The following is a 26,068-nucleotide window of genomic DNA, read 5'->3' on the forward strand; positions in this document are numbered from 1 at the left end:
GTGGGCTATGGTGAGCTAATCGGAAACAGGCTCCCATTTCTTACCTAGCTGAAAGCAGCACCCAGCGGCCGACAGAAATGTCGGCCGTTGGCGTTATGGTTCGCCTCTGATTTCATTCCGGTCCTTTCTCGGCATGTGCTTCAGCGCCTCCTTCCCTACCCCCTCTACCAAGCCCACCTGGCAGCTCCGCCGGCTGATGTCAGTTGCTGGCGAGGCCACCTGCTCGCCGATTGCGCCTCGGACGACGGCTAAGCCGCCTCTGACGACAACCCGCCCTTTCTCGCTGTACAATACGCCCAACCTAGATTCTCGCGCTCGCTCGGGTCCCTGCCCAGCCTTGACCATGGGTGCGTACATGAACCGGATTCTGATGCATGTCTAACAGCGAAAACCGTAGCAAAATCAGTCATATACGGAATTTTTCCATTATCGCCCACATCGATCACGGCAAGTCGACCCTTGCCGACCGTCTGATCCAGAGCTGTGGCGGGCTGTCCGAGCGCGAGCTGAAGGAGCAGGTGCTCGATTCCATGGACCTCGAGCGCGAGCGCGGCATCACCATCAAGGCCCAGTCGGTGACCCTGGACTACCACGCCCAGGACGGCAGCACCTACCAGCTCAACTTCATCGACACCCCGGGCCACGTGGACTTCTCCTATGAGGTCTCGCGCTCGCTCTACGCCTGTGAAGGGGCGCTGCTGGTGGTGGACGCGGCCCAGGGCGTCGAGGCGCAGTCGGTGGCCAACTGCTACACCGCCATCGAGCAGGGACTCGAGGTGCTGCCGGTGCTCAACAAGATGGACCTGCCCCAGGCCGACCCGGACAAGGTCGCCCATGAGATCGAGGAGATCATCGGGCTGGATGCCACCGACGCCTGCCAGGTTTCGGCCAAGAGCGGCCTGGGCATCGATGCCCTGCTGGAGCGCCTGGTGCGCGACATCCCGCCGCCCAAGGGCGACCCCGACGCGCCGCTGCAGGCGCTGATCATCGACTCCTGGTTCGACAACTACCTGGGGGTGGTCTCCCTGGTGCGGATCTTCGACGGCACCCTGAAGAAGGGTGAGAAGATCCGCATCAAGTCCACCGGTCGTGACTGGCAGGCCAACGAGGTGGGCATCTTCACCCCGCTGCGCAAGGAAACCGGGATCCTGCGTGCCGGCGAGGTGGGCTTCGTGGTGGCCGGCATCAAGGAGATCCAGGGCGCCCCGGTGGGGGATACCATCACCCACGCGAAGACCCCCGACGTCGAGCGCCTGCCCGGCTTCCAGAAGGTCAAGCCCCAGGTCTATGCCGGCATGTTCCCGGTCAGCGCCGACGACTACGAGGACTTCCGCGACGCCCTGGAGAAGCTGGCGCTCAACGACGCTTCCCTGGAGTACGAGCCCGAGAACTCCGACGCCCTGGGCTTCGGCTTCCGGGTCGGCTTCCTCGGCACCCTGCACATGGAGATCATCCAGGAGCGCCTCGAGCGCGAGTACAACCTGGACCTGCTGACCACGGCGCCCACGGTGGTCTACGAGCTGGCGCTCAAGAACGGCGATGTCATCTACGTTTCCAACCCCTCCAAGCTGCCCGACATGGCCGACGTGGAGGAGATGCGCGAGCCCATCGTGCGCGCCAGCATCCTGGTGCCCCAGGAGTTCGTCGGCAACGTCATCGCCGAGTGCGAGAACCGCCGTGGCACCCAGAAGGACATGCAGTTCCTCGGCAGCCAGATCCAGCTGGTCTACGAGCTGCCGATGTCCGAGGTGGTGATGGACTTCTTCGATCGCCTGAAATCGATCTCCCGGGGCTATGCCTCCCTCGACTACGGCTTCGAGCGCTTCCAGGCGGCCAAGCTGGTGCGCCTGGACGTGCTGATCAATGGCGACAAGGTCGACGCCCTGGCGGTGATCATCCACCGCGACCACGCCCACGGCCGTGGCCGGCTGCTGGTCGAGAAGATGAAGGAGCTGATTCCGCGCCAGATGTTCGACGTGGCGATCCAGGCCGCCATCGGTGGCCAGGTGGTGGCCCGCTCCACGGTCAAGGCGCTGCGCAAGAACGTCACCGCCAAGTGCTACGGTGGTGACGTCAGCCGCAAGAAGAAGCTGCTCGAGAAGCAGAAGGCGGGCAAGAAGCGCATGAAGCAGGTCGGCCGGGTGGAGATTCCCCAGGACGCCTTCCTCGCCGTGCTCAAGGTCAATGACTGATTTCAACCGCTAGGAACGCATACCCCCATGGATTTCTCCCTGCTGCTGGTGGTGGCCGTGGCCATCACCGGCCTGATCTGGCTGCTTGACCTCGTCTGGTGGCGTCCCGCCCGCCGCCGCGCTGCAGCCAACGCCGAGGCCGGCACCACCGAGGGGCTCGACCCCGTCGCCCGCGAGAAGGTGCTCAAGGAGCCCTGGCCGGTGGACTACTCGCGCTCCTTCTTCCCGGTGCTGCTGGTGGTGCTGGTGCTGCGCAGCTTCGTGGTGGAGCCCTTCCAGATCCCCTCCGGCTCCATGCGCCCGACCCTGGAGGTGGGGGATTTCATTCTGGTCAACAAGTTCACCTACGGCCTGCGCCTGCCGGTGGTGCACACCCGCATCGTCGAGTTCAACGAGCCGGAGCGCGGCGACGTCATGGTGTTCCGCTTCCCCAATGAGCCTGCGGTGAACTTCATAAAGCGGGTCGTGGGCCTGCCCGGCGATACCGTGCGCTACGAGGGCAAGCAGCTCTACGTGAACGGCGAGCCGGTGCCCAAGCGGCTGCTGGAGGATAGCCCCGCCGGCGCGCCGGGCGAGCTGCTGCTGGCCGAGCGGCTGGGCGGTGTCGAGCACCGGATCTACAATAATCCCCGAGACCCGGGCCCGCAGATGCGCGAACTGGTGGTGCCGGAAGGCCACTACTTCACCCTGGGCGACAATCGCGACCACTCCAACGACAGCCGCTACTGGGGCTTCGTGCCGGAGGAGAATATCGTCGGCCGCGCCTTCGCCGTGTGGATGCACTGGGACGGTGGCCTGCCCAGCTTCAGCAGCGTGCGACGCATCCAGTGAGCCTCCATGCCACCGGCGGCAGGAGCCGCCGTCCGCGGGCCGCACCGGCGCCGACAAGACATCAGACAACAGGATATCCGTGAGCAACTCCCTCAACGCCTTCAGCCGACGCCTCGGCCACGCCTTCCGGGATCCCGCCCTGCTGGAGCTGGCCATGACCCATCGCAGCGTCGGCGGGCAGAACAACGAACGCCTCGAGTTTCTCGGCGATTCCATTGTCAATTTCGTGATCGCCGAGGCGCTGTTCCGGCGCTTCCCCGACGCCCGCGAAGGGCAGCTCTCCCGCCTGCGTGCGCGCCTGGTCAAGGGCCAGACCCTGGCCGAGCTGGCCCGCGAGATGGACTTCGGCGAGCACCTTCGGCTCGGCTCCGGCGAGATGAAGAGCGGCGGGCATCGCCGCGAGTCGATCCTGGCCGACGCCGTGGAGGCGGTGATCGGTGCCATCTACCTGGACGCCGGCATGGAGGCGGTGCGCGGTCGCGTGCTCTCCTGGTATGCCGCGCGGCTGGAGAGCACCAGCCTGCAGGATACCCAGAAGGATCCCAAGACCCGCCTGCAGGAGTTCCTGCAGTCGCGCCAGGTGCCGCTGCCCCGCTACGAGGTGGTCAACGTGGACGGCGAGGCGCACGCCCAGACCTTCACCGTGGAGTGCCACGTGGAGATGCTCGATCAGCACACTACCGGCGAGGGGGCCAGTCGGCGCCACGCCGAGCAGCAGGCCGCCGAGAAGGCCCTGGCCCTGCTGGAACCCGTCAGGGCCAACGCACAGGGAGCACGACCATGACCCAGACCTGCGGCTTCGTGGCCATCGTCGGTCGCCCCAACGTCGGCAAGTCGACGCTGATGAACCGGATCCTCGGCCAGAAGATCTCCATCACCTCGCGGCGTCCCCAGACCACCCGCCACCAGGTGATGGGCATCAAGACCGAAGGGGAGGCGCAGTTCATCTACGTCGATACCCCCGGCATCCATATCATGGCCAAGGATCGCAACAAGGCGATCAACCGCTTCATGAACCAGGCGGCGACCCAGGCCCTGCGCGACGTGGACTGCGTGGTGTTCATCATCGACCGCACCCGCTGGAGCGACGAGGATCAGATCGTGCTGCAGCGCCTGGAGCACGTCACGGCGCCGGTGATCCTGGCGGTCAACAAGGTCGACCGGCTGCAGGACAAGGCGAGCCTGCTGCCCTGGCTGGAGGAGGTCGGCGCCCGGCGCGACTTCGCCGCCATCGTGCCGATCTCCGCCAAGCACGGCACCAACGTGCCGGAGCTTGAGGCCGAGGTGGCCAGGCATCTGCCCGAGAGCGTGCACTTCTTCCCCGAGGACCAGGTCACCGACAAGAGCCAGCGCTTCCTGGCCGCGGAGCTGGTGCGCGAGAAGGTGATGCGCCAGCTCGGCGACGAGCTGCCCTACCAGATGACCGTGGAGATCGAGGAGTTCCGCGACGAGGGGCGGGTGGTGCATATCAGCGCCCTGATCCTGGTGGAGCGCCAGGGGCAGAAGAAGATCCTCATCGGCGAGAACGGCGAGCGCATCAAGAGCATCGGCCGCGAGGCGCGCCTGGACATGGAGCGCGCCTTCGGTGCCAAGGTGATGCTCAACCTCTGGGTCAAGGTGAAGCGCGGCTGGTCTGACGACGAGCGGGCGCTGAAGAGCCTGGGCTACAACCTCGACTGAGGCGCCATGACGCCTGAACCGGCCTTCCTGCTGCACCGGCGCCCCTACCGGGAGACCAGCGCCCTGGTGGAGCTGCTGACCCTCCACCACGGGCGGGTGCGGGCGGTGGCCCAGGGGGTGCAGCGCCCCGGCTCCCGTTCCCGGGGGCGTCTGCAGCCCTTCGCGCCGCTGCACGTCACCTGGGCGGGCGAGGGCGAGCTCAAGCGCCTGCGCCTCATGGAGAGCCGCGGCTCCGCGGCGCTGCTGGCCGGGGAGGGGCTGCTCTGCGGGCTCTATGCCAACGAGTTGCTCACCCGCACCCTGCCGGTGGAGCTACCGGTGGCCGAGGTGTTCGCCTTCTACACGGCGCTGCTCGAGGCCCTGCCCAGGCCGGATGCTCGCGCCGCGGGCCTGCGTCGCCTCGAGGTGGCGCTGCTCGAGGCCCTCGACGCCCTGCCGCGTTTCACCACCCCGGACGGCGGCGAACTGGACCCCCAGTCGCGCTATGTGCTGGATGCGGCCAGCCGTGCCTTTCGCCCCGGCAAGCCGGGCCTGGATGGGCGTACCCTGCGCCTGCTGGCGGCCGGGGACTGGGACGCCCCGGGGCTCGCGGGCCCCGCCAAGGCGGTCACCCGGGCGGCGCTGGCGCCGCTGCTGGGCGCACGCCCCTTGCGCTCCCGGGAGCTGATGGCCCAGCTTGCCCAGCGCCGCCGGGCTGGGTCACACTGAACGCCCTTCACCTCGTGCACTGGCCCTGTCGCCTACTCCTGATTTCTCGACTCTCGGAGACCCTCATGCATCCCCCCCCGACTCCTGCTTGGCGTCAATATCGACCATATCGCCACCCTGCGTCAGGCCCGCGGTACCCGCTACCCCGACCCGGTCCAGGCGGCGCTGCTGGCCGAGGAGGCCGGCGCCGATGGCATCACCGTGCATCTGCGCGAGGATCGCCGGCACATCCAGGAGCGCGATGTGCGCCTGCTGGCCGAGGTGCTCAACACCCGCATGAATCTGGAGATGGCGGTCACCGAGGAGATGATCCGCCTGGCCGAGGAGGTCCGCCCGGCCCACGTCTGCCTGGTGCCCGAAAAGCGCGAGGAGCTGACCACCGAGGGCGGCCTGGACGTGGTGGGGGGCTTCGCGGCGATCCAGGCCGCCTGCCAGCGCCTGGCCGCGGCCGGCTGCGAGGTGTCGCTGTTCATCGACCCCGAACCGTCACAGATCGAGGCGGCGGCTCGCGCCGGCGCCCCGGTGATCGAGCTGCACACCGGCGCCTACGCCGAGGTGACCGGCGAGGCGGCGGTCAAGGAGCATGCGCGGCTCGCGGCGGCCGTGGAGATGGCGCTGGAGCTGGGGCTCACCGTCAATGCCGGCCACGGCCTCAACTACCACAACGTGGAGGCCATCGCCGCCATCCCCGGCCTGCACGAGCTCAATATCGGTCATGCGATCATCGCCCGTGCGCTCTTCGTGGGCCTCAAGGAGGCGGTGGCCGAGATGAAGCGCCTGGCCATCGCCGGCCAGGAGGCGGGCTTCGTGGCCTCGCTGGAGGAGCACGACCATCACCATGACCCTCACCACGATCATCAGCACTGAGCCATGATTCTCGGCATCGGCACCGATATCGCCAGGGTGGAGCGCTTCGAGCGCGCGCTGGCGCGGCACGGCGAGCGGCTGGCGCTGCGGCTGCTGGGCGAGCTGGAGCGTGAGCGCCTGGCGGGCCATCCGGCGCCGGCCGCCTTCCTGGCCAAGCGCTTCGCCGCCAAGGAGGCCTTCGTCAAGGCGCTGGGGACCGGCCTGCGGCTGGGCATGCGCTGGACCGAGATCCAGGTCACCAACGATGCCCTCGGCCGGCCCTCGCTGCTGCTGTCGGGCAAGGCCCATGAGATGGCGATGGCCGCCGGGGTGCGGGCGACCCACCTGTCGATCAGCGACGAGGAGGCCCTGGCCATCGCCTTCGTGGTCCTGGAAGGTTAGCTGTCGTCGGGTCTGGCCTGCGGCTTCGCCCAGGCGCGCAGGTCCGCCATGGCGGCGAAGAGGTCGTCCATCAGCGGTATCACCGCCTCCCGGCCACGGGTGCGCAGCCGGGTCTCCAGGGACTCGGCGATCAGCCCCAGCCGCGGGGCCCCGCAGTAGCGGCAGGCCCCGTTGAGGGCGTGGATGCCGTCCAGCAGCGCCTCGTCGTCGCCCTCGGCCAGGGCGCGGCGCAGGTCGGCTTCATTCTCGTCGAGTCCCGCCGCCAGCCGCTCCAGCAGCTCCCTGGCCAGTCCTGTTCGTCCCCCCGCCAGCCGTGCGCCGAGCTCCAGGTCCACCGTGGGCAGCTCGCCGTCATCGGCGATCAGCACGGGCGCCTCCTCCCGCGCTGGCGAGGCGGCCTCGTCGCCCTCCGGCAGTGTGACATCCAGATGCCGGCGCAGGGCGCTGCGCAGCTCGCCGGCGTCCACCGGCTTCACCAGCACATCATCCAGCCCGCTGGCCAGCAGCCGGCGGCGCTCCTCCTCCAGCACGTGGGCGGTGACCGCCACCACCGGGGTGGTGCGCCAGGGGCCGCCCAGGCGGCGCAGCGCCCGAGTGGCGGCCACGCCGTCCATGCCGGGCATGCGGATATCCATCAGCACCAGGTCGAAGGGGTGCTTTCGTGCCAGGGCCAGGGCCTCCTCGCCGCTGGCGGCCAGGCTGACCTCGATGCCGGGGCCTGCCACCAGCTCACGCAGCAGCAGACGATTCGACTCGGTGTCATCCACCGCCAGCAGGCGCAGCACAGAGGGGGGCGGCAGCCCCCGCGGGGCGGCCTGTGTCGAACCCTCGCCTGCGTCCAGGAAGCCCGCCACGGCGTTAGCCAGGGTAGCCCTGGCCACCGGCTTGGCAAGGATCTCGCCGCCGTGGGGCAGCGGCAGGCTGGGCAGGTCGAGGGGGCTGGCATTGGCCAGCAGCAGCGTCGGGCAGCCCAGCTCGGCCAGTCGGTGCTGCCAGGCCGACGCCTCATCCGGGGTCAGCGGCGTGTGGGGCAGGCTGGCGACCAGCAGGGCCGGGGACGCGTTCTGGGGTGGTGGGGTCGTGTCGTCCAGCGGTTGGGCGCCCCAGCGGGAAAAGAGATGGCGCAGGGCGCGGCGAGTGGCGGGGTGGGGCTCCTCGATCAGGACCCTCTGCCCGTCCAGCTGCAGCTCGGGTGGCCGCTCGCTGAGGTCGCTGCCTTCCAGCGGCAGGGTGAAGGAGAAGGTGGCGCCCTGGCCGGGCTCGCTCTCCACGCCGATCTCGCCGCCCATCTGCTCCACCAGCTGGCGGCAGATGGTCAGCCCCAGCCCGCTGCCGCCGAACTCCCGGGAGTGGCTGGGCTCGGCCTGGTGGAAGGCCTGGAAGAGACGACGCTGGCGCTCCGGGGAGAGGCCGATGCCGGTGTCGGTGACGCTGATCCTCAGGATGACCCGGCCGGGGTCGGCCTGCTCCACCATCACGCGTACCACCACCTCGCCCTGCCGGGTGAACTTCACCGCGTTGTGCACCAGATTGGTGAGCACCTGCTGGATGCGCATCGGGTCGCCGGTGAGCACGCTGGGCACATCGTCATAGACCAGGCCCAGCAGCTGCAGCTCCTTCTGATGGGCCAGCGGTGCCTGCAGGCCCAGCACCTCATCCACCAGGGCCACCATGTCCAGCGGTAGCCGCTCGAGTTCCAGGCGCCCGGCCTCGAGCTTGGAGAAGTCGAGCACGTCGTTGACCAGCATCAGCAGGTTGCTGGAGGCACGCTGGACGTGCTCCAGCCACTCGCGCTGACGCGGCTCCAGCCGCGAGCGGTCGAGCAGGCGGCAGAAGCCGATGATGCCGTTCAGCGGGGTGCGGATCTCGTGGCTCATGTTGGCCAGGAATTCCGACTTGATGCGGTTGGCCTCCACGGCGCGGCGGTGGGCGATGTCCAGTTCGATGCTCTGGACCTCGATGGTCTCCATGGACTCCTCGAGCTCGGCGGTGGCCTGCTCGATCTGGCGCTGCGTCTCCAGGCCCGCCCGGGCAAGGTGGCTGGCCAGGGCGTTGACCCGTTCGGTGAGGCCGGCCAGCTCGCCGGGCGAGGGGGCAAGCTCGGGGGGGCTCTCGCCCTGGGCCAGTCGGGAGAGGGCCTCATCCACGGCTTGCAGGGGAGGGGAGAGACGCCGGTGGGTGGCGAAGGTCAGCCCCCCCAGCAGCAGGGCGGCAATCCCCAGCAGCAGGGCCGTCAGGCCGATCTGGCGATAGTGGCCGAGCAGCAGTCGGCTGGCATCCACGTCGAGCACCAGCCAGGTCGGTTCGGTGCCGGACAGCGGCGCCTGCAGTCGCCATTCGGTGGCCTGCTGTTCGAGGTGCCGGTGGCCGTCGCGCGGCAGGCCGGGCGGCGAGCGCAGCCGGCCCAGCTGCAGCAGCGTCTCGCCTCGGGCATCGATGATGCCGAGTGCGCGAACCTCGTCGAGTTCCAGCAGCCGCGCCGCCGTGGCCTCCCGCTGGAGGGCGTCATCGCTGCTGCTCAGCTGGGGGGCGAGCAGGTCGACGGCGTGCTCGAGACGAGCCCGCAGCAGCTCGGCGTGGTGCGAGTGGTGCAGCGACAGGGTCGTGGCGGCAATCAGCAGCATCAGCAGCCAAGGGACGACCAGGCCGGTCATCAGCAGGCGGAACTTCAGGGACATCGACAGGCTCTCTGCAGGTGGCAGCCCTCAGTATGACACAGCCGGGGGGGATGCCTGTCCACCCCGGGGTGGCAGGGATATAATGGCTGAAAAACCCGTTTCCACAAGGAAGGTTGCATGCATTTTCCCACCATCGAGGAGGTCGTCGGCAACACGCCGCTGGTCCGTCTCAAGCGCATCACTGCCGGCCGTAACAACGTCCTGCTGGCCAAGCTGGAGGGCAACAACCCTGCGGGCTCGGTGAAGGATCGCCCGGCCCTCTCCATGCTCGAGCAGGCCGAGGCGCGCGGCGAGATCCGCCCCGGCGACACCCTGGTGGAAGCGACCTCGGGCAATACCGGCATCGCGCTGGCCATGGCGGCCGCCATCAAGGGCTATCGCATGGTGCTGATCATGCCCGAGAACGCCTCCGAGGAGCGCAAGCAGGCCATGGCGGCCTTCGGCGCCGAGCTGATCACCGTCAGCAAGGAGGGGGGCATGGAGGAGGCCCGCGACCTGGCCGAGGCGATGCTGGCCCGCGGTGAGGGCAAGCGCCTGGACCAGTTCGCCAACCCCGACAACCCGCTGGCCCACTACCGGGGCACCGGCCCCGAGATCTGGGAGCAGACCGCCGGCACGGTGACCCACTTCATCAGCTCCATGGGCACCACCGGCACCATCATGGGGGTCTCCCAGGCGCTCAAGGAGCGCAACCCCGAGGTGCAGATCATCGGCCTGCAGCCCGAGGACGGGGCCAGCATCGCCGGCATTCGCCGCTGGCCGGCGGAGTACCTGCCGAGCATCTTCAACGCCAGCCGGGTCGACCGGGTGCTGGACATCGGCCAGCACGAGGCGGAGGCGCACATGCGCCGCCTGGCCCGGGAGGAGGGCATCCTGGCCGGGGTCAGCTCCGGCGGTGCCCTGGCCGGCGCCCTGCGCGTCGCCGAGGAGGTGGAGAACGCGGTGATCGTGTTCATCGTCTGCGACCGCGGCGACCGCTACCTTTCCACCGGCCTGTTCGCCCCGGAGGCCTGAGATGGCGATGCTGGGCAAGCGGCGGCCGCGCCGTGAACGGTCGGGGGTCTCGGGCCTGCAGGGGCGCCAGGCGCCCCGGGGTATTCCCGGTGAGCACGCGGGCAGCGAGGAGCCGTCCCCGGGGGTGACCATCGAGCGCCTGGCCCACGACGGCCGCGGGCTGGCTCATGACGCCGCCGGCAAGGCGCTGTTCGTCGAGGGGGCGCTGCCCGGAGAGCGGGTCGAGGCGGCGGTGCACCGCACCCGCAAGCGCTTCGATGAGGCCCATGTGCGCAAGGTGCTCGAGGCCTCGTCCGACCGGGTCGCGCCTCCCTGTGCCCACTTCGGCCGCTGCGGCGGCTGTGACCTCCAGCACCTGGCCGTGCCTGCCCAGCGTCGCCACAAGCAGGCGGTGCTTCTCGACCTGCTGGCCCGCCAGGGCATCGAGGCGCCCGCCGCGCCGGAGCTGCTGGCCGGGGAGGCCAGCGGCTATCGCCGCCGCGCCCGTCTCGGGGTCAAGGTCGACGCCGAGGGGCAGGTGCACCTCGGCTTCCGCGCTCGCCACAGCCATCGCCTGGTGGACATCGACCACTGCACCATCCTGGTGCCTGTCCTTGACGCCCTGCTGGCGCCCCTGCACCAGCAGGTGGCGTCGCTCTCGGTGCCGCGCCAGGTGGGGCATCTGGAGCTGCTCGACAGCGACCAGGGGCCGGCGCTGGTGGTTCGCCAGCTCAAGGAGCATGCCCAGGACCGCGAGGCCTGGCAGGCCTTCGCCGCCGAGCACGGCCTGCACCTGGCCTGGCTGGCGGGGCGCGAGTCGCCGGCGCTGACCTGGCTGACCCCGGCGCCGGCGCTGAGCTGTCGCGTGCCAGCGGCCCCTGGCGCAGCGCGCGGCGCGGGAGAGCTGACCCTGGGCTTCGCCCCGGGGGATTTCCTGCAGGCCAACGCCGAGGTGAACCGGCAGATGGTGGCCACCGCCCTGGCCTGGCTCGAGGGGCTTGACGGCGTGTCGCTGCTGGACCTGTTCGCCGGCGTCGGCAACTTCAGCCTGCCGCTGGCCTCCGCCGGGGCCCGGGTGACGGCGGTGGAGGGCAGCCCGGCCATGGTCGAGCGGCTGGCCGACAACGTCCGCCTCAATGCGTCGGCGCGGGCCCTGTCGGTGACGGCCCGCCAGGCCGACCTCAACGATGCCGCTGCGGTGCAGACCCTGCTGGCCGAGGCCGCGCCGGACGCCCTGCTGCTGGACCCGCCGCGGGATGGCGCCGATGCCGTCTGCGGGGCGCTGGTAGCCGCCCCCGTGCCGCGAGTGCTCTATGTCTCCTGCGATCCGGCCACCCTGGCGCGGGATGCGGCACGCCTTGTGCATGGCGGTTATCGGCTGACGCGACTCGCGGTGGCCGACATGTTCGTGCATACCTCACACCTGGAATCGATGCTGCTGTTCGAGCACCCGTCTGCAGAACGGCAGCCGCAAGGAGCTACGCCCGATGGTTAAAGTCCGTGAGGACCAGCCGCTGACCGACACGGGGCGCGTCGACATCGAGCGCTGGATCGAGCGCCTGCAGGAAGACGTCAAGCTGCGCGACCCGGCCCAGCTGCGCGAGGCCTGCCTGCTGGCCGAGCGCCTGGAGCGCGAGTCCGACCGGCCCCACCGTCGCTGGCTGGCCGATGGCTCCAGCTTTCGCATGGGTCTGGAGATGGCCGACATCCTCGGTGAACTGAAGCTCGACCAGGCCACCCTGGTGGCCGCGGTGCTCTACCGGGCGGTGCGCGAGGGGCTGATCGACCTGCCGGCCATCACCCGGCAGTTCGATCGAGAGGTCGCTGGCCTGATCGACGGCGTGCTGCAGATGGCGGCGATCAGCGCCTCCCAGACGCCCAGCCACGAGATGGGCCAGCACGACCAGCAGGACAACCTGCGCAAGATGCTGGTGACCATGATCGACGACGTGCGGGTGGCGCTGATCAAGATCACCGAGCGCACCTGCGCCCTGCGCCAGGTCAAGGACGCCCCTCGCGAGAAGCAGTTGCGCGTGGCCCGGGAGGTGTTCGACATCTATGCGCCCCTGGCCCACCGGCTGGGCATCGGCCACCTCAAGTGGGAGCTGGAGGATCTCTCCTTCCGCTACCTCCACGAGGACGACTACAAGGCGATCGCCCGCCAGCTGGCCGAGAAGCGTGTCGATCGCGACCGCTACATCGCCGAGGTGGTCGAGGCCCTCAAGGGCATGCTGGAGACCCAGGGCATCACCCGCTACGACGTCGACGGCCGTGCCAAGCATATCTACTCCATCTGGCGGAAGATGAAGCGCAAGCGCATCGACTTCTCCCAGGTGCACGATATTCGCGCGGTGCGCATCCTGGTGCCCGAGGTGGCCGACTGCTACACCGTGCTGGGGCTGGTGCACTCGCGCTGGCATCACGTGCCCAACGAGTTCGACGACTACATCGCCAACCCCAAGAAGAACGGCTACCAGTCGCTGCATACCGCGGTGCTCGGCCCCGAGAGCAAGGTGCTGGAGATCCAGATCCGCACCTTCGCCATGCACGAGGAGGCCGAGCTCGGGGTCTGCGCCCACTGGCGCTACAAGGGCCACGACACCAAGGCCAAGAGCTCCAGCTACGAGGAGAAGATCGCCTGGCTGCGCCAGGTGCTCGAGTGGCAGGAGGAGGTCGGCGACATCGGCAACCTCAGCGAGGGGCTCAACAGCGACGTGGCCCCGGATCGCATCTACGTCTTCACCCCCGACGGCCACGTCATCGACCTGCCGCGCATCGCCACCCCCATCGACTTCGCCTACCGGGTGCATACCGAGGTGGGCCACCGCTGCCGCGGCGCCAAGGTCAACGGCCGCATCGTGCCGCTCACCTACCGGCTCAAGACCGGTCAGCAGGTGGAGATCCTCACCGCCAGCAAGGGCGGCCCCAGCCGCGACTGGCTCAACCCCAGCCTCGGCTACGTGCGCACCAGCCGCGCCCGGGCCAAGATCCAGGCCTGGTTCAAGCACCAGGCCCGCGACCAGAACCTGGAGGAGGGCCGCGCCCTCTTCGAGCGCGAGATGAAGCGCCTCGATCTCGAGGACATGGACCTCGAGACCCTGGCGCGCAAGGTCAACTACCAGACCCCCGATGACATGTACGCGGCGCTGGGCGCCGGCGACCTGCGCATCGGCCAGGTGCTGCACCAGGCCCAGCAGCTGTTCGGCGAGAACGACGACCAGGAGCAGCTCGACCGCCTGCTGGCCAAGCCCAAGCGCTCGCCGGGCAAGGCCGGCCAGAGCGACATCACCGTGCTCGGGGTGGGCAACCTCAAGACCAGCATGGCCAACTGCTGCCACCCGGTGCCCGGGGAGCCCATCGTCGGCTTCATCACCCAGGGGCGCGGGGTCACCGTGCACCGCCAGGAGTGCCCCAACATCCTGCAGCTGCGTCTCGACGAGCCCCAGCGCATCATCGAGGTGGAGTGGGGCGAGCGGGCCCGCACCCAGTACCCGGTGGACATCGAGATCCAGGCCTGGGACCGCTCCGGCCTGCTGCGCGACGTCACCGGCGTGCTCGGCAACGAGAAGGTCAACGTGCTGGCGGTCAACACCCTGACCGACACCGACGATGGCATCGCGCGCATGCAGATCACCGTGGAGGTGGATGGCCTGGAGACCCTGGGGCGGCTCTTCTCGCGCATCCAGCAGCTCTCCAACGTGATCGAGGTGCGCCGGCTGCGCAGCGGCGGCAAGGCGGGCAAGCGCAAGGGGAAGGGCGCATGAGTCGCCGCCATGACCTCGACGACCTGCTGACCCTCATGGCCGTGCTGCGCGACCCCGAGCAGGGCTGCCCCTGGGACCTCAGGCAGGACTGGGACTCCATCGTCCCCCACACCCTCGAGGAGGCCTACGAGGTCGCCGATGCCATCGAGCGGCGGGCCTGGCATGAGCTGCCCGGGGAGCTCGGCGACCTGCTCTTCCAGGTGGTCTACTACGCCCGGTTCGGTGACGAGCAGGGGCGCTTCGATTTCGGCGACGTGGTGCACGTTCTGACCGAGAAGATGCTGCGCCGCCACCCCCATGTCTTCCCCGACGGCACCCTGGCCTCGCGTCGCCCGCCGGGTGTGACCGCCGAGGAGATCGAGACGGCCCAGGTCCACTCCCGCTGGGAGAGCCTCAAGGCCGAGGAGCGCGCCGAACGCGTTCAGGCCGAGCCCGCCGCGAGGCGAGAACCCGCCGCGGCGTCGGTGCTGGACGACGTCCCGCGCAGCCTGCCGGCGCTCTCCCGGGCCGCCAAGCTCTCGAAGCGCGCCGCCCGGGTCGGCTTCGACTGGCCCGATGCGCGGGGCGTGATCGCCAAGATCCGCGAGGAGCTCGACGAGGTCGAGGAGGCGCTGGCCGCCGGCGACCGCGACCACGCCGCCGAGGAGGTGGGCGACCTGCTCTTCGCGGTGACCAACCTGGCGCGCACCCTCAAGGCCGACCCCGAGCAGTGCCTGCGCGCCACCAATGCCAAGTTCGAGCGCCGCTTCCGCCATCTGGAGGCGGCCCTGATCGCCGAGGGCGTGGCCCTCGAGGAGGCCGGCCTCGACCTCATGGAGCGCCACTGGCAGGCCGCCAAGGCCGCCGAGCGCTCCGCCGCCGACTCCACCACCCCCTTCTCATCTCCCGCGACGGCGGGAGCGACTCCGGGAGACTCTGGGCCATGAGCCACGACCTGCATGAATCCCTGCGCGACAACGTTCGTGTCCTGGGCGATAGCCTGGGGCGCACCATCGCCGATGACCTGGGTGCCGGTTTCGTCGACAAGATCGAGACCATCCGCGGCTTCGCCAAGCGCGGCCGCCAGGGCGACGAGACCAGCCAGCGCGAACTGATCGACTACCTGCGTCGCCTGCCCGACCGCGACCTGCTGCCGGTGACCCGCGCCTTCAACCAGTTTCTCAACCTGGCCAATATCGCCGAGCAGCACTATCGGGCGCGCTTTCGCCGCGTGGAGGACTACCGCCCCGGCAGCCAGCCGGTGCTCAGTGAACTGCTGGCCCGCGCCCGCGAGGCCGGCAACACGCCGCGCAAGCTGGTGGAGACCCTGGCCGCCATGCGCGTCGAGCTCGTGCTCACGGCCCATCCCACCGAGGTCATCCGCCGCACACTGATCCAGAAGTACGATGCCATCGACGACTGCCTCACCGCCATCGAGTCCTCCGGCGACTACCCCGAGCGGGGCGTCCGGGCCAAGGGGCGCCTGGAGGAGCTGATCAGCCAGGCCTGGCATACCGACGAGATCCGCCACGAGCGTCCCACCCCGGTGGACGAGGCGAAATGGGGCTTCGCGGTGATCGAGAACTCGCTGTGGCAGGCGGTGCCCGACTTCCATCGCGACCTCGACAACCTGCTGCTGGAGACCGCCGGCGAGCGGCTGCCGCTGGATTCGGCGCCGATCCGCTTCGCCTCCTGGATGGGGGGCGACCGTGACGGCAATCCCAACGTCACCTCCCGGGTCACCCGCGAGGTGCTGCTGCTGGGACGCTGGATGGCCGCCGACCTCTACCTGCGTGACCTGGAGCAGCTCAAGGCCGAGCTCTCCATGTGGAAGGCCAACAGCGCCCTGAAGGCCGAGGTGGGGGATGTCGCCGAACCCTATCGCGAGTTGCTGCGCCGGCTGCTCACCCGGGTCGAGGCGACCCGCGACTGGGCCAAGGCGTGCCTGGACGGCAAGCCCTTCGACGGTGGGCCGGTCATCGAGAGCCGCGACCAGCTCTTCGCGCCGCTGCTGACCTGCTACCGCTCGCTGTGCGATGTGGGCCTCGACACCATCGCCAACGGCGCCTTGCTCGATACCCTGCGTCGGGTGGCGGTGTTCGGGGTGACCCTGACCAAACTCGACATCCGCCAGGAGGCGGGGCGTCACGCCCAGGTGATGGAGGAGCTCACCGATGGCCTGGGCCTTGGCCACTACCGCGACTGGAGCGAGGAGCAGCGCCAGACCTTCCTGCTCGAGGAGCTCGCCTCGCGGCGTCCGCTGATTCCTCGCCGCTGGGAGTGCTCCTCGGAGTCCCGGGAGGTGATCGATACCTTCCGCGTCATCGCCAGCGAGCAGGCCGAGGCGCTGGGCACCTATATCATCTCCATGGCGGGGCAACCCTCCGACGTGCTGGCCGTGGCGTTGCTGATGAAGGAGGTGGGGGGCGAGGTCAAGCTGCCCATCGCGCCGCTGTTCGAGACCCTGGACGACCTCAACCATGCCGGCGACGTCATCGACCGGCTGCTGTCGCTGCCCGGCTACCACGCCCTCGTCGCCGACCGCCAGGAGGTGATGATCGGCTATTCCGACTCGGCCAAGGATGCCGGGCAGCTGGCCGCGGCCTGGGCCCAGTATCGCGCCCAGGAGACCCTGGTTGAGGTATGCCGCCAGCATGGCGTCGACCTGACCCTGTTCCACGGCCGCGGCGGCACCGTGGGGCGCGGCGGCGGCCCGGCTCACGCGGCGATTCTCTCCCAGCCGCCCGGGTCGGTGAACGGCAGCCTTCGCGTGACCGAGCAGGGCGAGATGATCCGCTTCAAGTTCGGCCAGCCGGAGATCGCCCTGCGCTCCATGGAGATCTACGCCTGTGCGGTGCTGGAGGCGACCCTTCTGCCGCCGCCGGCGCCGCAGCCCCGCTGGCGCGAGGAGATGGATCGCCTGGCCGAGGTGGCCCACCGTGCCTATGTCGGCGTGGTGCGCGAGGATCCAGACTTCGTGCCCTACTTCCGGGCGGTGACGCCGGAGGGGTCGCTGGGGCGGCTGCCGCTGGGCTCGCGTCCCACCAAGCGCCGCCAGGACGGTGGGGTCGAGACGCTGCGCGCGATCCCGTGGATCTTCGCCTGGACCCAGATCCGGCTGATGCTGCCCGCCTGGCTGGGCAGCGGCGAGGCCTTCGCCCGGCGCCTGGAGGAGGAGGGTGGCCTGGAGGTGCTCCAGGAGATGCGCGATAGCTGGCCCTTCTTCGGCACCTACCTGGACATGCTGGAGATGCTGCTGGCCAAGGCCGACGTGGGCATCGCGGCCTACTATGAGCATCGCCTTGTGGACGAGCCGGCGCTCAAGGCGCTGGGCGAGCGGCTGCGCGAGCGTTTCGGGCGGCTTCATCAGGTGGTGCTGCAGGTCCTTGAACAGCAGGAGCTGCTGGAGAAGACCCCGCTGATTCGCCAGGCCATCGCGGTACGCAACCCCTATATCGACCCGCTGCATGGCCTGCAGGCGGAGCTTCTGCAGCGCAACCGGGATGCCGACGGGGCGATCAGCGCCGACCTGTCCCGGGCGCTGATGGTCACCATGGCGGGCATCGCGGCGGGGCTGCGCAATACCGGCTAGGGTCTTCGGCCAGCATCAGGCGAGAAGGCACAGGCGGCAAGGAAACCCCTTGCGGCTTGTGCCTGCGCGGACACCTTATCTGTCTAGCTTCTTGCTTCTTGTTTTTTGCTTCTAGAAGGGGAAGTGCAGCGAGGCGGTCAACAGGTTGAGATGCGCCATGTCCGGGGCGTCGAACTCCTCGAACTCCAGGCGGCTGACCAGGTGGTTGAACTCCAGGCGGGCGCCGAGGCCAGTCACTCGGGTGGTGCCGGCGGTATTGAGGGCATCCCGGGGGATCACCGCGTCGCCCTCCCAGCCCGCCAGGCCGGACTTGGCGTAGAGGCCGAGCTGGCCGATGCGCACGCCGGCCATCAGGCTGCCGCCCAGGCTGACCGAGTTGACCAGCAGGCTGTTGTCACCCATCCGGGTGGGCACCTCGTCGCTTTCGCGATAGCTGAATTCGGCGGCCAGGTCGAGCCGGGGAAGGCGCAGCGGGGTGAAGCCGGCGATGAGCCGGAAGCCGGAGGTGTAGCCGTCTGGCGTCTCGATGTCGCGCCCCTCGATCACCATGCCGTTGTCCAGGCGCATCAGGTCGCTGTCCTTGCCGGCAAAGGAGGGGGCGCCATCGGCCAGCGCCACGGTCGTGGCGGTGGCGGCCAGGCAGGCCAGCAGGCAGGCGCAGAGGGAACGCGTTCTCATGATCCCTGTCCTTGCGCTGGGGCCCGGCCGACCTCGGCAAGAGCCTCAGGGCGAGTGATTGGTGTCAAGATAGCCTAGCAAGTGTCGCTCGAGCCCGCCACTTCCCGGGCCCTGAGCCAGTCCGCCAGTTCGGTCAGGCGCGGGGCCGGCAGCCAATGGGCATCGGCGGCGGCCAGCAGCGGACCGAGGATCGCCTCGTGTTCGGTGGGCCGTCCGGCCAGCACGTCCTGCAGCATGGAGGCGCGGTTGCCGGCGGTGCCCTCCACCACTCGCCATACCAGCCCTCGCCACGCCTCGAGGTCCCGGGCATGCTCCTCCCCTCGCGCCATCACGCCCCCCGCCCCGTCGGGCGGGGCGATGCCCTCGGCGGCCAGGATCGTCGCCACCTCGGCGATGACCGCCTCCACCATGGGGCGGAAGGGGCGGTCGCGCAGCTGGCCGTTGCGGATGCCGAAGCGTGCCACCAGCGGGTTGATGGCGGCGTTGACGGCGAGCTTGTGCCACAGTCGCTGGCGGATGTCGTTTACCGCCCGGGCGGCCAGGCCGGCGTCCGTGAGCGTGGTGGCAAGCTCGCCGGCCAGGGCCATGGCGAGCGTGGTCTGCCGGCCGGCAAGGGTCTCGTCGAGCGCCCCGATCAGGGTCTCGCCGCGGCCGGCATGGACCACCCGGCCGTCGCTAGACGGCCCGGCCTCGAGGTAGGCGCCTTCGGTGGTGGTGGCGCACAGCACCGGCCCGTCATGGCGCCGGCTCAGCCGCGGCTGGCAGCCGAAGCCGTTCTGCCACAGGACCAGCGGTGTGCCGGCGGGCAGGTGGGGCGCCAGGGCCGCATACGCCGCCTCGGCGCCGTAGGCCTTGGTGGTCAGGTGCACCACGCCGGGCGGGTCGGTCGGCAGCGACCCCAGGGTGGCGGTTGCCACGCTGACGCTCAGGGCCTCCCCCTGGGGGGTGACCAGCGTCTGCTCCATGGGGAGGCGACGGCGCCCGATCAGGGCCACCGCCACGGGCAGGCCCGGGCGGGTGGCCAGGCGCAGGCCGATCAGCCGGCCCAGGGCGCCGGGGCCGACGATCCAGTGGGTGTCCTGCCGGTTCATGAGCCGCTCCGCTTGCGGCTCGGGCGACGGGTGCCGCTACCGGTTCCGCTGCGGCGACGGGAGGCCGTGCCTCGGCGTCTGGCCGGGGCGCGCCCGCCGGGGGCGGGCTCCTCGCCGCGGGCGGTGGCCAGCGCCTGGCGCAGGCGGCCGGCGTCGGCGCTGGCCAGCAGGCCGTGCAGGTCGCGGATCAGGTCGCCGAGGAAGGGGGCGGGGTCGGCGCCCGCCTCGGCGATGGCCGAGAGGCGCTGCTCCCACAGGGCGGTGCGCTCCGGGCGGCTGGCCGCCTCGGGCAGCGAAGCGATCAGGGCGCTGCCGAGGCGCGTGGCACGCAGCGCCTTGGCGCGCCGCACCAGGTAGCCGCGCTCCACCAGGGTCTCGATGATGCCGGCGCGGGTGGCCTCGGTGCCCAGGCCGTCGTGCTCGCGCAGGGTGCGCCTCACCGCCGGGTCGTCCACGTAGCGGGCGATGTTCATCATCGCCTTGATCAGGCTGGCGTCGTTGAAGGGCTCCGGCGGGCGGGTCTCGCGATCCTCCACGGCGGCCTCGACGACCCGGCACGCTTCGCCCTCGCTGAGCGCCGGCAGCGGCGGCGCCTCGTCGCGGGTGGTGAAGAGCGGCTTCCAGCCCGCCTCGAGAATCTCCTGGCCGCGGGCGCGAAAGGCCTCGCCGAGAATCTGGAACTCCGCCTTCACCTCCCGGGTGGCGAGTGGGGGATAGAACTGGGCCAGCACGTTGCGGGCGATCAGCCGGAAGACGTTGGCCTCAGTGGCCGAGAGGCGGGTGGGGTCCATGGGCCGGCCGGTGGGGGCCAGGGCGTGGTGGGCGCCCACCTGCTTGTCGTTCCAGGCCCGCGAGCGCCGCGTGAAGTCGGCCCCGGCCAGCCACTGGCGCAGGGTGTCGTCCGCCCGGCAGGCGCCCTCCAGGGTGGTCCTGGCGGCGGCGAAGTGCTCCTGGGGCAGGTAGCGGCAGTCGGAGCGCGGGTAGGTGATCAGCTGGTGGCGCTCATAGAGGGCCTGGCAGGTATCCAGCACCGCCTTGGCAGAGAGCCCGTAGCGGCGTGCGGCGTCTACCTGCAGCGCGGAGAGGGAGTAGGGCAGCGGGGCGGCCTGGCGCTTCTCCTGGGTCTCGAGCGAGGTGAGCCGCCCCTCGGCGCCGGGCAGCCGTTCGGCCAGGGCAGCGGCGGGGGCACGCTCGAGCAGTCGCCCCTGGTCGTCCAGAGGCTGGCCCTCGCCGGGCGCCCACCAGGCGCGCAGCGTCCCGCGCGCCACGGCGAGGTCCGCCCACAGCACGTAGAAGGGGTGGGGGGTGAAGTCGCGGATCTCGGCGTCGCGGCGAACCACCAGCCCCAGCACCGGCGTCTGCACCCGGCCCACGGAGAGCACTCCGTCGTGGCCCGCCTGGCGCCCGGTGAGGGTCCAGGCTCGGGTGAGGTTGATGCCGTAGAGCCAGTCGGCCCGGGAGCGCGACTCGGCGGCGCGATAGAGCGGCTGATAGCGGGCGTTGTCCTCCAGCCGGGCCAGCGCGCGCTGCACCGCCGGCCGGTTGAGGTCGCTGACCAGCAGACGCAGGACCGTCCCCTTCCAGCCCAGGTGCTCGATCACCTCCTGCACCAGCAGCTGGCCCTCGCGGTCCGGGTCGCCGGCGTGGACCACCTCCCGGGCGGACTTGAGCAGGCCGCGGATCACCGCCAGCTGGCCACGCGCCTTCGGGCGCGGCGTCAGCTTCCAGCGGCTGGGCAGGATCGGCAGGCTATCGAGCCGCCACTGCTTGAGGGCCGGGTCATAGGCGTCCGGCGGCGCCTGCTCCAGCAGGTGGCCCAGGCACCAGGTCACCACGGTGTCGCCCACGGCAATGGCGCCCTCCTGCTTGCGGGGGACGCCGGGCAGGGCGTCGGCGATGGCGCGGGCGAGACTGGGCTTCTCGGCGATGATCAGGCGCATGGCAGGCTCTTCGGCGGTAGTCTGGATATTCTTCCAGCCGGCGGTGTCCCTGGCCAGGTGTCACGAGATGATTTTGATGTACAATCCTTGTATCGGTATTTCGGCCCAACGAGCGGAGCGACAGCATGCGCGAACGAGGCAGGACGAGACGACTGCTGGGACTGGGTGCCCGGACCGGCGGCGCGCTGATCCGCACCCGGCTGGGCGGCCAGGCGGACTGGCGGGCCCTGGGCGAGGCGCTGTTCGAGGGGCTCTCCGAGCTCAAGGGGCCGGCCATGAAGCTGGCCCAGATCATGTCCCAGTGGGATGACCTCCTGCCCCCCGACCTGGCCGAGGAGCTCGCTCGCCTGCAGCGCCAGGCCGAGCCCATGCCCTGGCCGCGCATCCGCGAGAGCCTGGTGGCTCAGTATGGCGATCTCGACGCGGTGTTCCGCGAGGTCGAGGAGCGTCCCTTCGCCAGCGCCTCCATGGGGCAGGTGCACCGTGCCGTGACCCGGGACGGCGAGATCCTGGTGCTCAAGGTGCAGTACCCGGGGCTCGCCGAGGTGCTGGAGAGTGACCTGGCCCAGGTGCGCCGGCTGATGCGGCTGGGCCGCTGGTTCAAGGTGCCCCAGGCGCGCCTCGATGCGCTCTTCGAGGAGCTCGCCGCCAGCCTGCGTGGCGAGTTGGACTACCGCGCCGAGGCCGAGGCGCTGGCCCGCTACCGGGCGCGCTATGCCCACCTCGAGAACCTGGTGATCCCCGAGCCGCTGCCCGCGCTCTGCGGCGAGCGCGTGCTGGCCATGCGCTATGCGCCGGGAACCCCGCTGCGCGAGCTGGAATCGGGCGACGATGCCCTGCGTCAGGGCGTGGCGGTGACCCTGGCCGACTGGCTCACCGAGGAGCTTTTCACCCACGGCGAGCTCCACGCCGACCCCCACGCCGGCAACTTCGCCGTCGACGCGCAGGGGCGCCTGGTGATCTACGACCTGGGGGCGGTGATCCCGGTCCCCGAGCCGCGCCTGCGCGCCATGATGCAGCTGCTCGAGGCGACCCTGGCGGGTGATCCCATGGCCATGGACGAGGCGCTGCTCAGGCTCGGTGGCCGCCAGGGGCAGGGTGCTCCGCTGGCGCTCTACCGGGAATCCGCCGAGGCCGTGTCGCCGCTGTTTGCGCCCGGCGAGCAGGACTTCGGCGATGTGCGGGTGCACCGCCGCCTGCGCGACCTCACCCCCAAGGTGTGGGCCGCCATGGACCGCCTGCAGCCGCCGGCGGAGACCCTGCTGCTGTCGCGCACCCTCAACGGCCACTACTGGAACCTGGTGCGCCTGGGCGCCCGGCTCGACATGCAGGCCCGTACCCGGCCGCTGCTGGAGTGGGCGCGGCGCTGAGCGGCTGCCCAGCCGCCAGGCGGACTGGTAGACTGTGCCGTTTTCCGGACGGTGGAGAGTGCCATGCTGGCAGTATGGGTCGAACAGCTGTTGGGGTTTGCCTCGGGAGCCCTCAAGGCGATTCGCCGCGACGAGCGCTATCCGGCGCTGATGACCTGGGCCCGCGAGCAAGGCCCGGCGCTGGTGGGTGGCAATCTGCCCATGGCCCAGGCGCTGGCACCGGAGCTGTGGTCCCAGACGCCGCTGGAACGCCTCGGCTTCGCCTGCGAACCCCTGGCGCGCCCGGGCCGCAACGAGCCCTGCTGGTGCGACTCCGGCCGCAAGACCAAGCAGTGCTGCGGGGCGGTGCGCCTGCCCGGTCCGGTGCCCGACCACCTGATGTGGATGCTGTCGCTGCGGGAGTGGAAGGGCGACTCCCTCAAGGCGGCTCTGGAGAGCGGTCGCGCCCCGGCCCAGGCGCTGCTCGAGGCGGGGCTGATTGCCGCCGAGACCGGCCAGCGCGGCCGCGCCCAGCAGATCCTCGAATCGCTGTTCGAGCGCGGCGACTGGTCGCGGTTGCCCGAGCAGGCCGAGCCCGCCTTCGAGATCCTCATCGACCTCTATCAGGAGCGCGGCTTCCGTCACAAGCGTGAGGCCCTCCTCGACGCCGTGCTCGAGCAGGGCCCGCTGTTCCTGAGGGGAGTGGCCCTGGAGCGCCTCTGCCTGATGCATCTCGACGCCGACGACCTCGACAGCGCCCGGGCCGCCTTCGTGCGTGCCCAGCAGGCGCTGCCGGACTCACCGACCCTGGCCTATATCGAGGCGATGCTGCTGCTCCACGAGGGGCACGAGGAGGAGGCCGCCGAGCGGGCTCGTTTCTGGTTCCGCCGCCTCGCCCGCCAGGGCGAGCTGGATCCCGACCAGCTGGAGTTCCTGGCCGACCTGGCCGACAACCCCGGGGCCACCCTGGCCGAGCAGCTGCTCAACGCCGAGGAGGACCTGGCCGGTCCGCTGGCGTCGCTGCAGGCCCTGCTGGAGGTGCTGCCCACCGCTCCTCGGCTGCGGATCACTCGCAGCGACGAGGGGCGTCTCGAATACCACCAGGGCGAGCGTGAGCGGGCCCTCACGGCGGCATGGCTCGCCTGCTTCCCGGCGGAGGCAGTCAGCGAGTCGCCGCTGGGGCTGGAGGATGACCCCTGGCCGGCGGCCGGCGAGTGGCTGCCCGAGCTCTGTGCCCACCCCGAGTGGCTCGATGCCCCGGCGGTGCTCCAGGGCCTGGCCCTGGCGCTCACCACCCGGTTCGGCAGCCTACCCTGGATGGCCCCGAGCCTCTTCGTGCCCCTGGCCGAGCGGCTGGAGCGCTGGCTCGACCAGGCGGCCGGGGAGGGGCCCGGCACCCTGGCCTGGGACGATGCCGACAACGCCCTGCTGCTGCGCACCGGCCTGGCGCTGGTGGTGGGCATGGAGCGCGGCGCACGCCAGCGTTCCCGGCGGCTCGCCGAGCGTCTGCTGGCGCTGGATGACCACGATAGCCTTGGGCTCCGGGAGCTGGTGCTCGACCAACTGCTGCGCGACGGGCGCGACGACGAGGCGCTCGCCGTCAGCCACCCGCCGGCGGGAGAGGAGCTGGGCGAGGCGGCGCTGGGCCTGCTGCTGGGCCGCGCGTTGGCGCTCTATCGTCTCGAGCGTCAGGCCGAGGCCGCCGAGGCGCTGGAGGAGGCCCGTCGACACAACGGCCATGCCCTGGCCCTGCTGTGCGCCGACAGCCCCCGCCCGCTGCCCGCCGTCGGCGGCGACGGGGTGGCCGAGCCGGGCTCCCGGGCAGAGGCGTGGCAGTATCGCACCCTGATGCGCGACCAGTGGCGAGCCACCCCCGGGGCGCTGGCCTGGCTGCAGGCCTGGCTCGACGAGGGGTAGTCTGTCAGGTCCCGCGGGCCAGCGGGGCCGGCACCAGGTCGCGGTCGCGGCTGATCCAGATCGCCAGCGCGATCGCCGGCAGGCCCAGGGCCGTGGCGATGACGAAGAAGGTGGCGTAGCCCTCGGCAGCCACCACCAGCCCGCCGAAGCCGCTGAGGAACTTGCCCGGCAGGGTCATCAGCGACGAGAAGAGCGCGTACTGGGTCGCGGTATATGCCCTTGAGGTGAGGCTGGAGAGGAAGGCGATGAACACCGCGCTGGCCAGGCCGTTGGCGAGGTTATCGCCGACGATCGCCATCACCAGCATCGGCAGGCTCTGGCCGGCCAGCGCCAGGGCGGCGAACAGCAGGTTGGTCAGGGTGGCAGACGCCGCCCCCAGCACCAGGATCGGCCCGATGCCGTAGCGCGCCACCAGAAGCCCCCCCAGGATCCCCCCGGTCACGCTCATGGCGATGCCGAAGACGTTGGTGACGTTGGCGATGGTGGCCAGGGAGAAGCCCATGTCGATATAGAGCGGGTTGGCCATGGAGGCCATGGCCAGGTCGCTGATCCGGAACACGGCGATAAACACCAGCAGCCACAGCGCCTTGAGGCGGTGGCGGCTGAAGAAGTCGGTGAAGGGGCAGACGATGGCGCCGATCACCCAGGCACCCAGGCGGCGCAGCTGGCGCGGCTTGCCGCGGCTTGCGCGCAGGAAGGCGCGCACCTTCGGCTCGTGGATCAGCTGGGTGGTGAGCGAAAGGCGCGCAGGCTCAGGCCGCAGCAGCACGGTGACCACCCCGATGCCCACCAGGGCGGCCATGGTCAGGTAGGCCGCCTCCCAGGAGAGCCAGGAGGCCACGTACATGGCGCCGGCACCGGCGGCCAGCAGCCCGCCGCGGTAGCCGATGATGTAGGTGGAGGCCATGGCCGCCTGGATATCGTCCGGGGCCGACTCGATGCGGAAGGCGTCGATGGCGATGTCCTGGGTGGCGCTGCCGAAGGCCACCAGCAGTGCGAAGCCCGCCACCATGGCCAGATTCCGGGTCGGGTCGAGGCTGGCCAGCCCCACCAGGCCGGCGGCGATCATGGCCTGGGCCAGCAGCATCCAGCCGCGCCGCTGGCCGAAGGTGCGGGTCAGCAGCGGCAGGGCCAGGCGATCCACCACCGGCGCCCAGAAGAACTTGATCGAATAGAGGATGCCGATCCAGGAGAAGAAGCCGATGGCGGCCACCTCGACCCCGTCGCTGCGCAGCCAGGCCGAGAGGGTCGAGAACACCAGCAGGAAGGGTAGGCCGGCCGAGAAGCCGAGGAACAGCATGGTGATCACCGGCGCACGCAGGTAGATCGCCAGGGCGTCGCGCCAGCTGCGATGGGGCGTTGGGCTGGGCATGGGGCTTGGCATCGGGCAGGGCACTCCTTGCGAGCCACCCGGACGGCGGGCCGTCA

19 protein-coding genes are annotated in these 26,068 nt (G+C 70.4%); 14 read left to right on the forward strand and 5 right to left on the reverse strand.

Translation table 11 applies throughout. From position 1 onward, the window contains the following. Positions 1 to 374 precede the first annotated feature (374 nt). The 7 genes from lepA (at position 375) to acpS (ending at position 6,659) form a co-directional block, all read left to right on the forward strand. The gene (lepA, locus tag HIR79_RS08720) at positions 375 to 2,192 is read left to right on the forward strand and encodes a translation elongation factor 4 (protein WP_169958032.1); all 1,818 of its coding nucleotides are present in this window, start codon (positions 375 to 377) and stop codon (positions 2,190 to 2,192) included. 27 nt (positions 2,193 to 2,219) lie between these two features. Next, the gene (gene lepB / locus HIR79_RS08725) at positions 2,220 to 3,023 is read left to right on the forward strand and encodes a signal peptidase I (protein ID WP_169958033.1); all 804 of its coding nucleotides are present in this window, start codon (positions 2,220 to 2,222) and stop codon (positions 3,021 to 3,023) included. A gap of 79 nt (positions 3,024 to 3,102) precedes the next feature. After that, positions 3,103 to 3,807, forward strand: a complete 705-nt coding sequence (gene rnc, locus HIR79_RS08730) for a ribonuclease III (protein WP_169958034.1) — start codon at positions 3,103 to 3,105, stop codon at positions 3,805 to 3,807. Next, positions 3,804 to 4,703 (forward strand): GTPase Era, encoded by a 900-nt coding sequence (era, locus tag HIR79_RS08735; protein ID WP_169958035.1) that lies wholly within the window; start codon positions 3,804 to 3,806, stop codon positions 4,701 to 4,703. Before rnc ends, era begins: the two co-directional genes overlap by 4 nt. Before the next feature lie 6 nt (positions 4,704 to 4,709). Beyond that, entirely contained in the window at positions 4,710 to 5,411 is a 702-nt protein-coding gene (gene recO, locus HIR79_RS08740; RefSeq protein ID WP_169958036.1) for a DNA repair protein RecO, read from the forward strand. A 69-nt stretch (positions 5,412 to 5,480) separates the two neighbouring features. Further along, positions 5,481 to 6,278: a pyridoxine 5'-phosphate synthase gene (gene pdxJ / locus HIR79_RS08745; RefSeq protein WP_169959524.1), complete on the forward strand. Its 798-nt coding sequence runs from the start codon at positions 5,481 to 5,483 to the stop codon at positions 6,276 to 6,278. Positions 6,279 to 6,281: 3 nt separating this feature from the next. Further along, positions 6,282 to 6,659: a holo-ACP synthase gene (gene acpS, locus HIR79_RS08750; RefSeq protein WP_169958037.1), complete on the forward strand. Its 378-nt coding sequence runs from the start codon at positions 6,282 to 6,284 to the stop codon at positions 6,657 to 6,659. Here acpS and HIR79_RS08755 read toward each other — a convergent pair. Beyond that, entirely contained in the window at positions 6,656 to 9,337 is a 2,682-nt protein-coding gene (locus HIR79_RS08755; RefSeq protein ID WP_169958038.1) for an ATP-binding protein, read from the reverse strand. The genes acpS and HIR79_RS08755 overlap by 4 nt on opposite strands. 117 nt (positions 9,338 to 9,454) lie before the next feature. Between HIR79_RS08755 and cysM the strand changes: the two genes are divergently transcribed. From cysM to ppc, 5 genes are read left to right on the forward strand one after another with little or no spacing between them, the layout of a single operon-like run. After that, positions 9,455 to 10,351 (forward strand): cysteine synthase CysM, encoded by an 897-nt coding sequence (gene cysM, locus HIR79_RS08760; RefSeq protein WP_169958039.1) that lies wholly within the window; start codon positions 9,455 to 9,457, stop codon positions 10,349 to 10,351. A 1-nt stretch (position 10,352) separates the two neighbouring features. Then, positions 10,353 to 11,825, forward strand: coding sequence for a 23S rRNA (uracil(1939)-C(5))-methyltransferase RlmD (gene rlmD, locus HIR79_RS08765; protein WP_169958040.1), 1,473 nt, complete (start codon positions 10,353 to 10,355; stop codon positions 11,823 to 11,825). After that, the gene (gene relA / locus HIR79_RS08770) at positions 11,818 to 14,094 is read left to right on the forward strand and encodes a GTP diphosphokinase (protein ID WP_169958041.1); all 2,277 of its coding nucleotides are present in this window, start codon (positions 11,818 to 11,820) and stop codon (positions 14,092 to 14,094) included. The genes rlmD and relA overlap by 8 nt, the downstream gene beginning before the upstream one ends. Continuing rightward, entirely contained in the window at positions 14,091 to 15,020 is a 930-nt protein-coding gene (gene mazG, locus HIR79_RS08775) for a nucleoside triphosphate pyrophosphohydrolase (protein WP_110067992.1), read from the forward strand. The genes relA and mazG overlap by 4 nt, the downstream gene beginning before the upstream one ends. Next, the gene (gene ppc / locus HIR79_RS08780) at positions 15,017 to 17,665 is read left to right on the forward strand and encodes a phosphoenolpyruvate carboxylase (RefSeq protein ID WP_169958042.1); all 2,649 of its coding nucleotides are present in this window, start codon (positions 15,017 to 15,019) and stop codon (positions 17,663 to 17,665) included. The genes mazG and ppc overlap by 4 nt, the downstream gene beginning before the upstream one ends. Positions 17,666 to 17,776: 111 nt before the next feature. Here ppc and HIR79_RS08785 read toward each other — a convergent pair whose 3' ends face one another. From HIR79_RS08785 to HIR79_RS08795, 3 genes are all read right to left on the reverse strand, one after another. Then, the gene (locus HIR79_RS08785; protein WP_181395573.1) at positions 17,777 to 18,343 is read right to left on the reverse strand and encodes a hypothetical protein; all 567 of its coding nucleotides are present in this window, start codon (positions 18,341 to 18,343) and stop codon (positions 17,777 to 17,779) included. Between the two features lie 74 nt (positions 18,344 to 18,417). Further along, positions 18,418 to 19,434: a ketopantoate reductase family protein gene (locus HIR79_RS08790; protein WP_169958043.1), complete on the reverse strand. Its 1,017-nt coding sequence runs from the start codon at positions 19,432 to 19,434 to the stop codon at positions 18,418 to 18,420. Then, the gene (locus HIR79_RS08795) at positions 19,431 to 21,374 is read right to left on the reverse strand and encodes a DNA topoisomerase III (RefSeq protein ID WP_169958044.1); all 1,944 of its coding nucleotides are present in this window, start codon (positions 21,372 to 21,374) and stop codon (positions 19,431 to 19,433) included. Before HIR79_RS08795 ends, HIR79_RS08790 begins: the two co-directional genes overlap by 4 nt. Positions 21,375 to 21,499: 125 nt before the next feature. Here HIR79_RS08795 and HIR79_RS08800 point away from each other — a divergent pair, with 125 nt between their 5' ends. Further along, positions 21,500 to 22,744, forward strand: a complete 1,245-nt coding sequence (locus tag HIR79_RS08800; protein ID WP_169958045.1) for an ABC1 kinase family protein — start codon at positions 21,500 to 21,502, stop codon at positions 22,742 to 22,744. A gap of 63 nt (positions 22,745 to 22,807) precedes the next feature. Further along, on the forward strand, positions 22,808 to 24,640 hold the full coding sequence (locus HIR79_RS08805; protein WP_169958046.1) for an SEC-C metal-binding domain-containing protein: 1,833 nt from the start codon (positions 22,808 to 22,810) through the stop codon (positions 24,638 to 24,640). A gap of 4 nt (positions 24,641 to 24,644) precedes the next feature. On the opposite strand, the gene HIR79_RS08810 is transcribed toward HIR79_RS08805, so the two are convergent. Next, the gene (locus HIR79_RS08810; RefSeq protein ID WP_110067987.1) at positions 24,645 to 26,012 is read right to left on the reverse strand and encodes an AmpG family muropeptide MFS transporter; all 1,368 of its coding nucleotides are present in this window, start codon (positions 26,010 to 26,012) and stop codon (positions 24,645 to 24,647) included. Between the last annotated feature and the right edge of the window lie 56 nt (positions 26,013 to 26,068).

The organism is Halomonas sp. PGE1, from assembly GCF_013000985.1.
GTDB lineage: Bacteria > Pseudomonadota > Gammaproteobacteria > Pseudomonadales > Halomonadaceae > Halomonas > Halomonas alkalicola.

Coding starts and splice junctions, on each gene's coding strand:
- lepA (WP_169958032.1), top strand. CDS start 375: ATGTCTAACAGCGAAAACCGTAGCAAAATCAGTCATATACGGAATTTT.
- lepB (WP_169958033.1), top strand. CDS start 2,220: ATGGATTTCTCCCTGCTGCTGGTGGTGGCCGTGGCCATCACCGGCCTG.
- era (WP_169958035.1), top strand. CDS start 3,804: ATGACCCAGACCTGCGGCTTCGTGGCCATCGTCGGTCGCCCCAACGTC.
- recO (WP_169958036.1), top strand. CDS start 4,710: ATGACGCCTGAACCGGCCTTCCTGCTGCACCGGCGCCCCTACCGGGAG.
- acpS (WP_169958037.1), top strand. CDS start 6,282: ATGATTCTCGGCATCGGCACCGATATCGCCAGGGTGGAGCGCTTCGAG.
- HIR79_RS08755 (WP_169958038.1), bottom strand. CDS start 9,337: ATGTCCCTGAAGTTCCGCCTGCTGATGACCGGCCTGGTCGTCCCTTGG.
- cysM (WP_169958039.1), top strand. CDS start 9,455: ATGCATTTTCCCACCATCGAGGAGGTCGTCGGCAACACGCCGCTGGTC.
- rlmD (WP_169958040.1), top strand. CDS start 10,353: ATGGCGATGCTGGGCAAGCGGCGGCCGCGCCGTGAACGGTCGGGGGTC.
- relA (WP_169958041.1), top strand. CDS start 11,818: ATGGTTAAAGTCCGTGAGGACCAGCCGCTGACCGACACGGGGCGCGTC.
- mazG (WP_110067992.1), top strand. CDS start 14,091: ATGAGTCGCCGCCATGACCTCGACGACCTGCTGACCCTCATGGCCGTG.
- ppc (WP_169958042.1), top strand. CDS start 15,017: ATGAGCCACGACCTGCATGAATCCCTGCGCGACAACGTTCGTGTCCTG.
- HIR79_RS08785 (WP_181395573.1), bottom strand. CDS start 18,343: ATGAGAACGCGTTCCCTCTGCGCCTGCCTGCTGGCCTGCCTGGCCGCC.
- HIR79_RS08790 (WP_169958043.1), bottom strand. CDS start 19,434: ATGAACCGGCAGGACACCCACTGGATCGTCGGCCCCGGCGCCCTGGGC.
- HIR79_RS08795 (WP_169958044.1), bottom strand. CDS start 21,374: ATGCGCCTGATCATCGCCGAGAAGCCCAGTCTCGCCCGCGCCATCGCC.
- HIR79_RS08800 (WP_169958045.1), top strand. CDS start 21,500: ATGCGCGAACGAGGCAGGACGAGACGACTGCTGGGACTGGGTGCCCGG.
- HIR79_RS08805 (WP_169958046.1), top strand. CDS start 22,808: ATGCTGGCAGTATGGGTCGAACAGCTGTTGGGGTTTGCCTCGGGAGCC.
- HIR79_RS08810 (WP_110067987.1), bottom strand. CDS start 26,012: ATGCCCAGCCCAACGCCCCATCGCAGCTGGCGCGACGCCCTGGCGATC.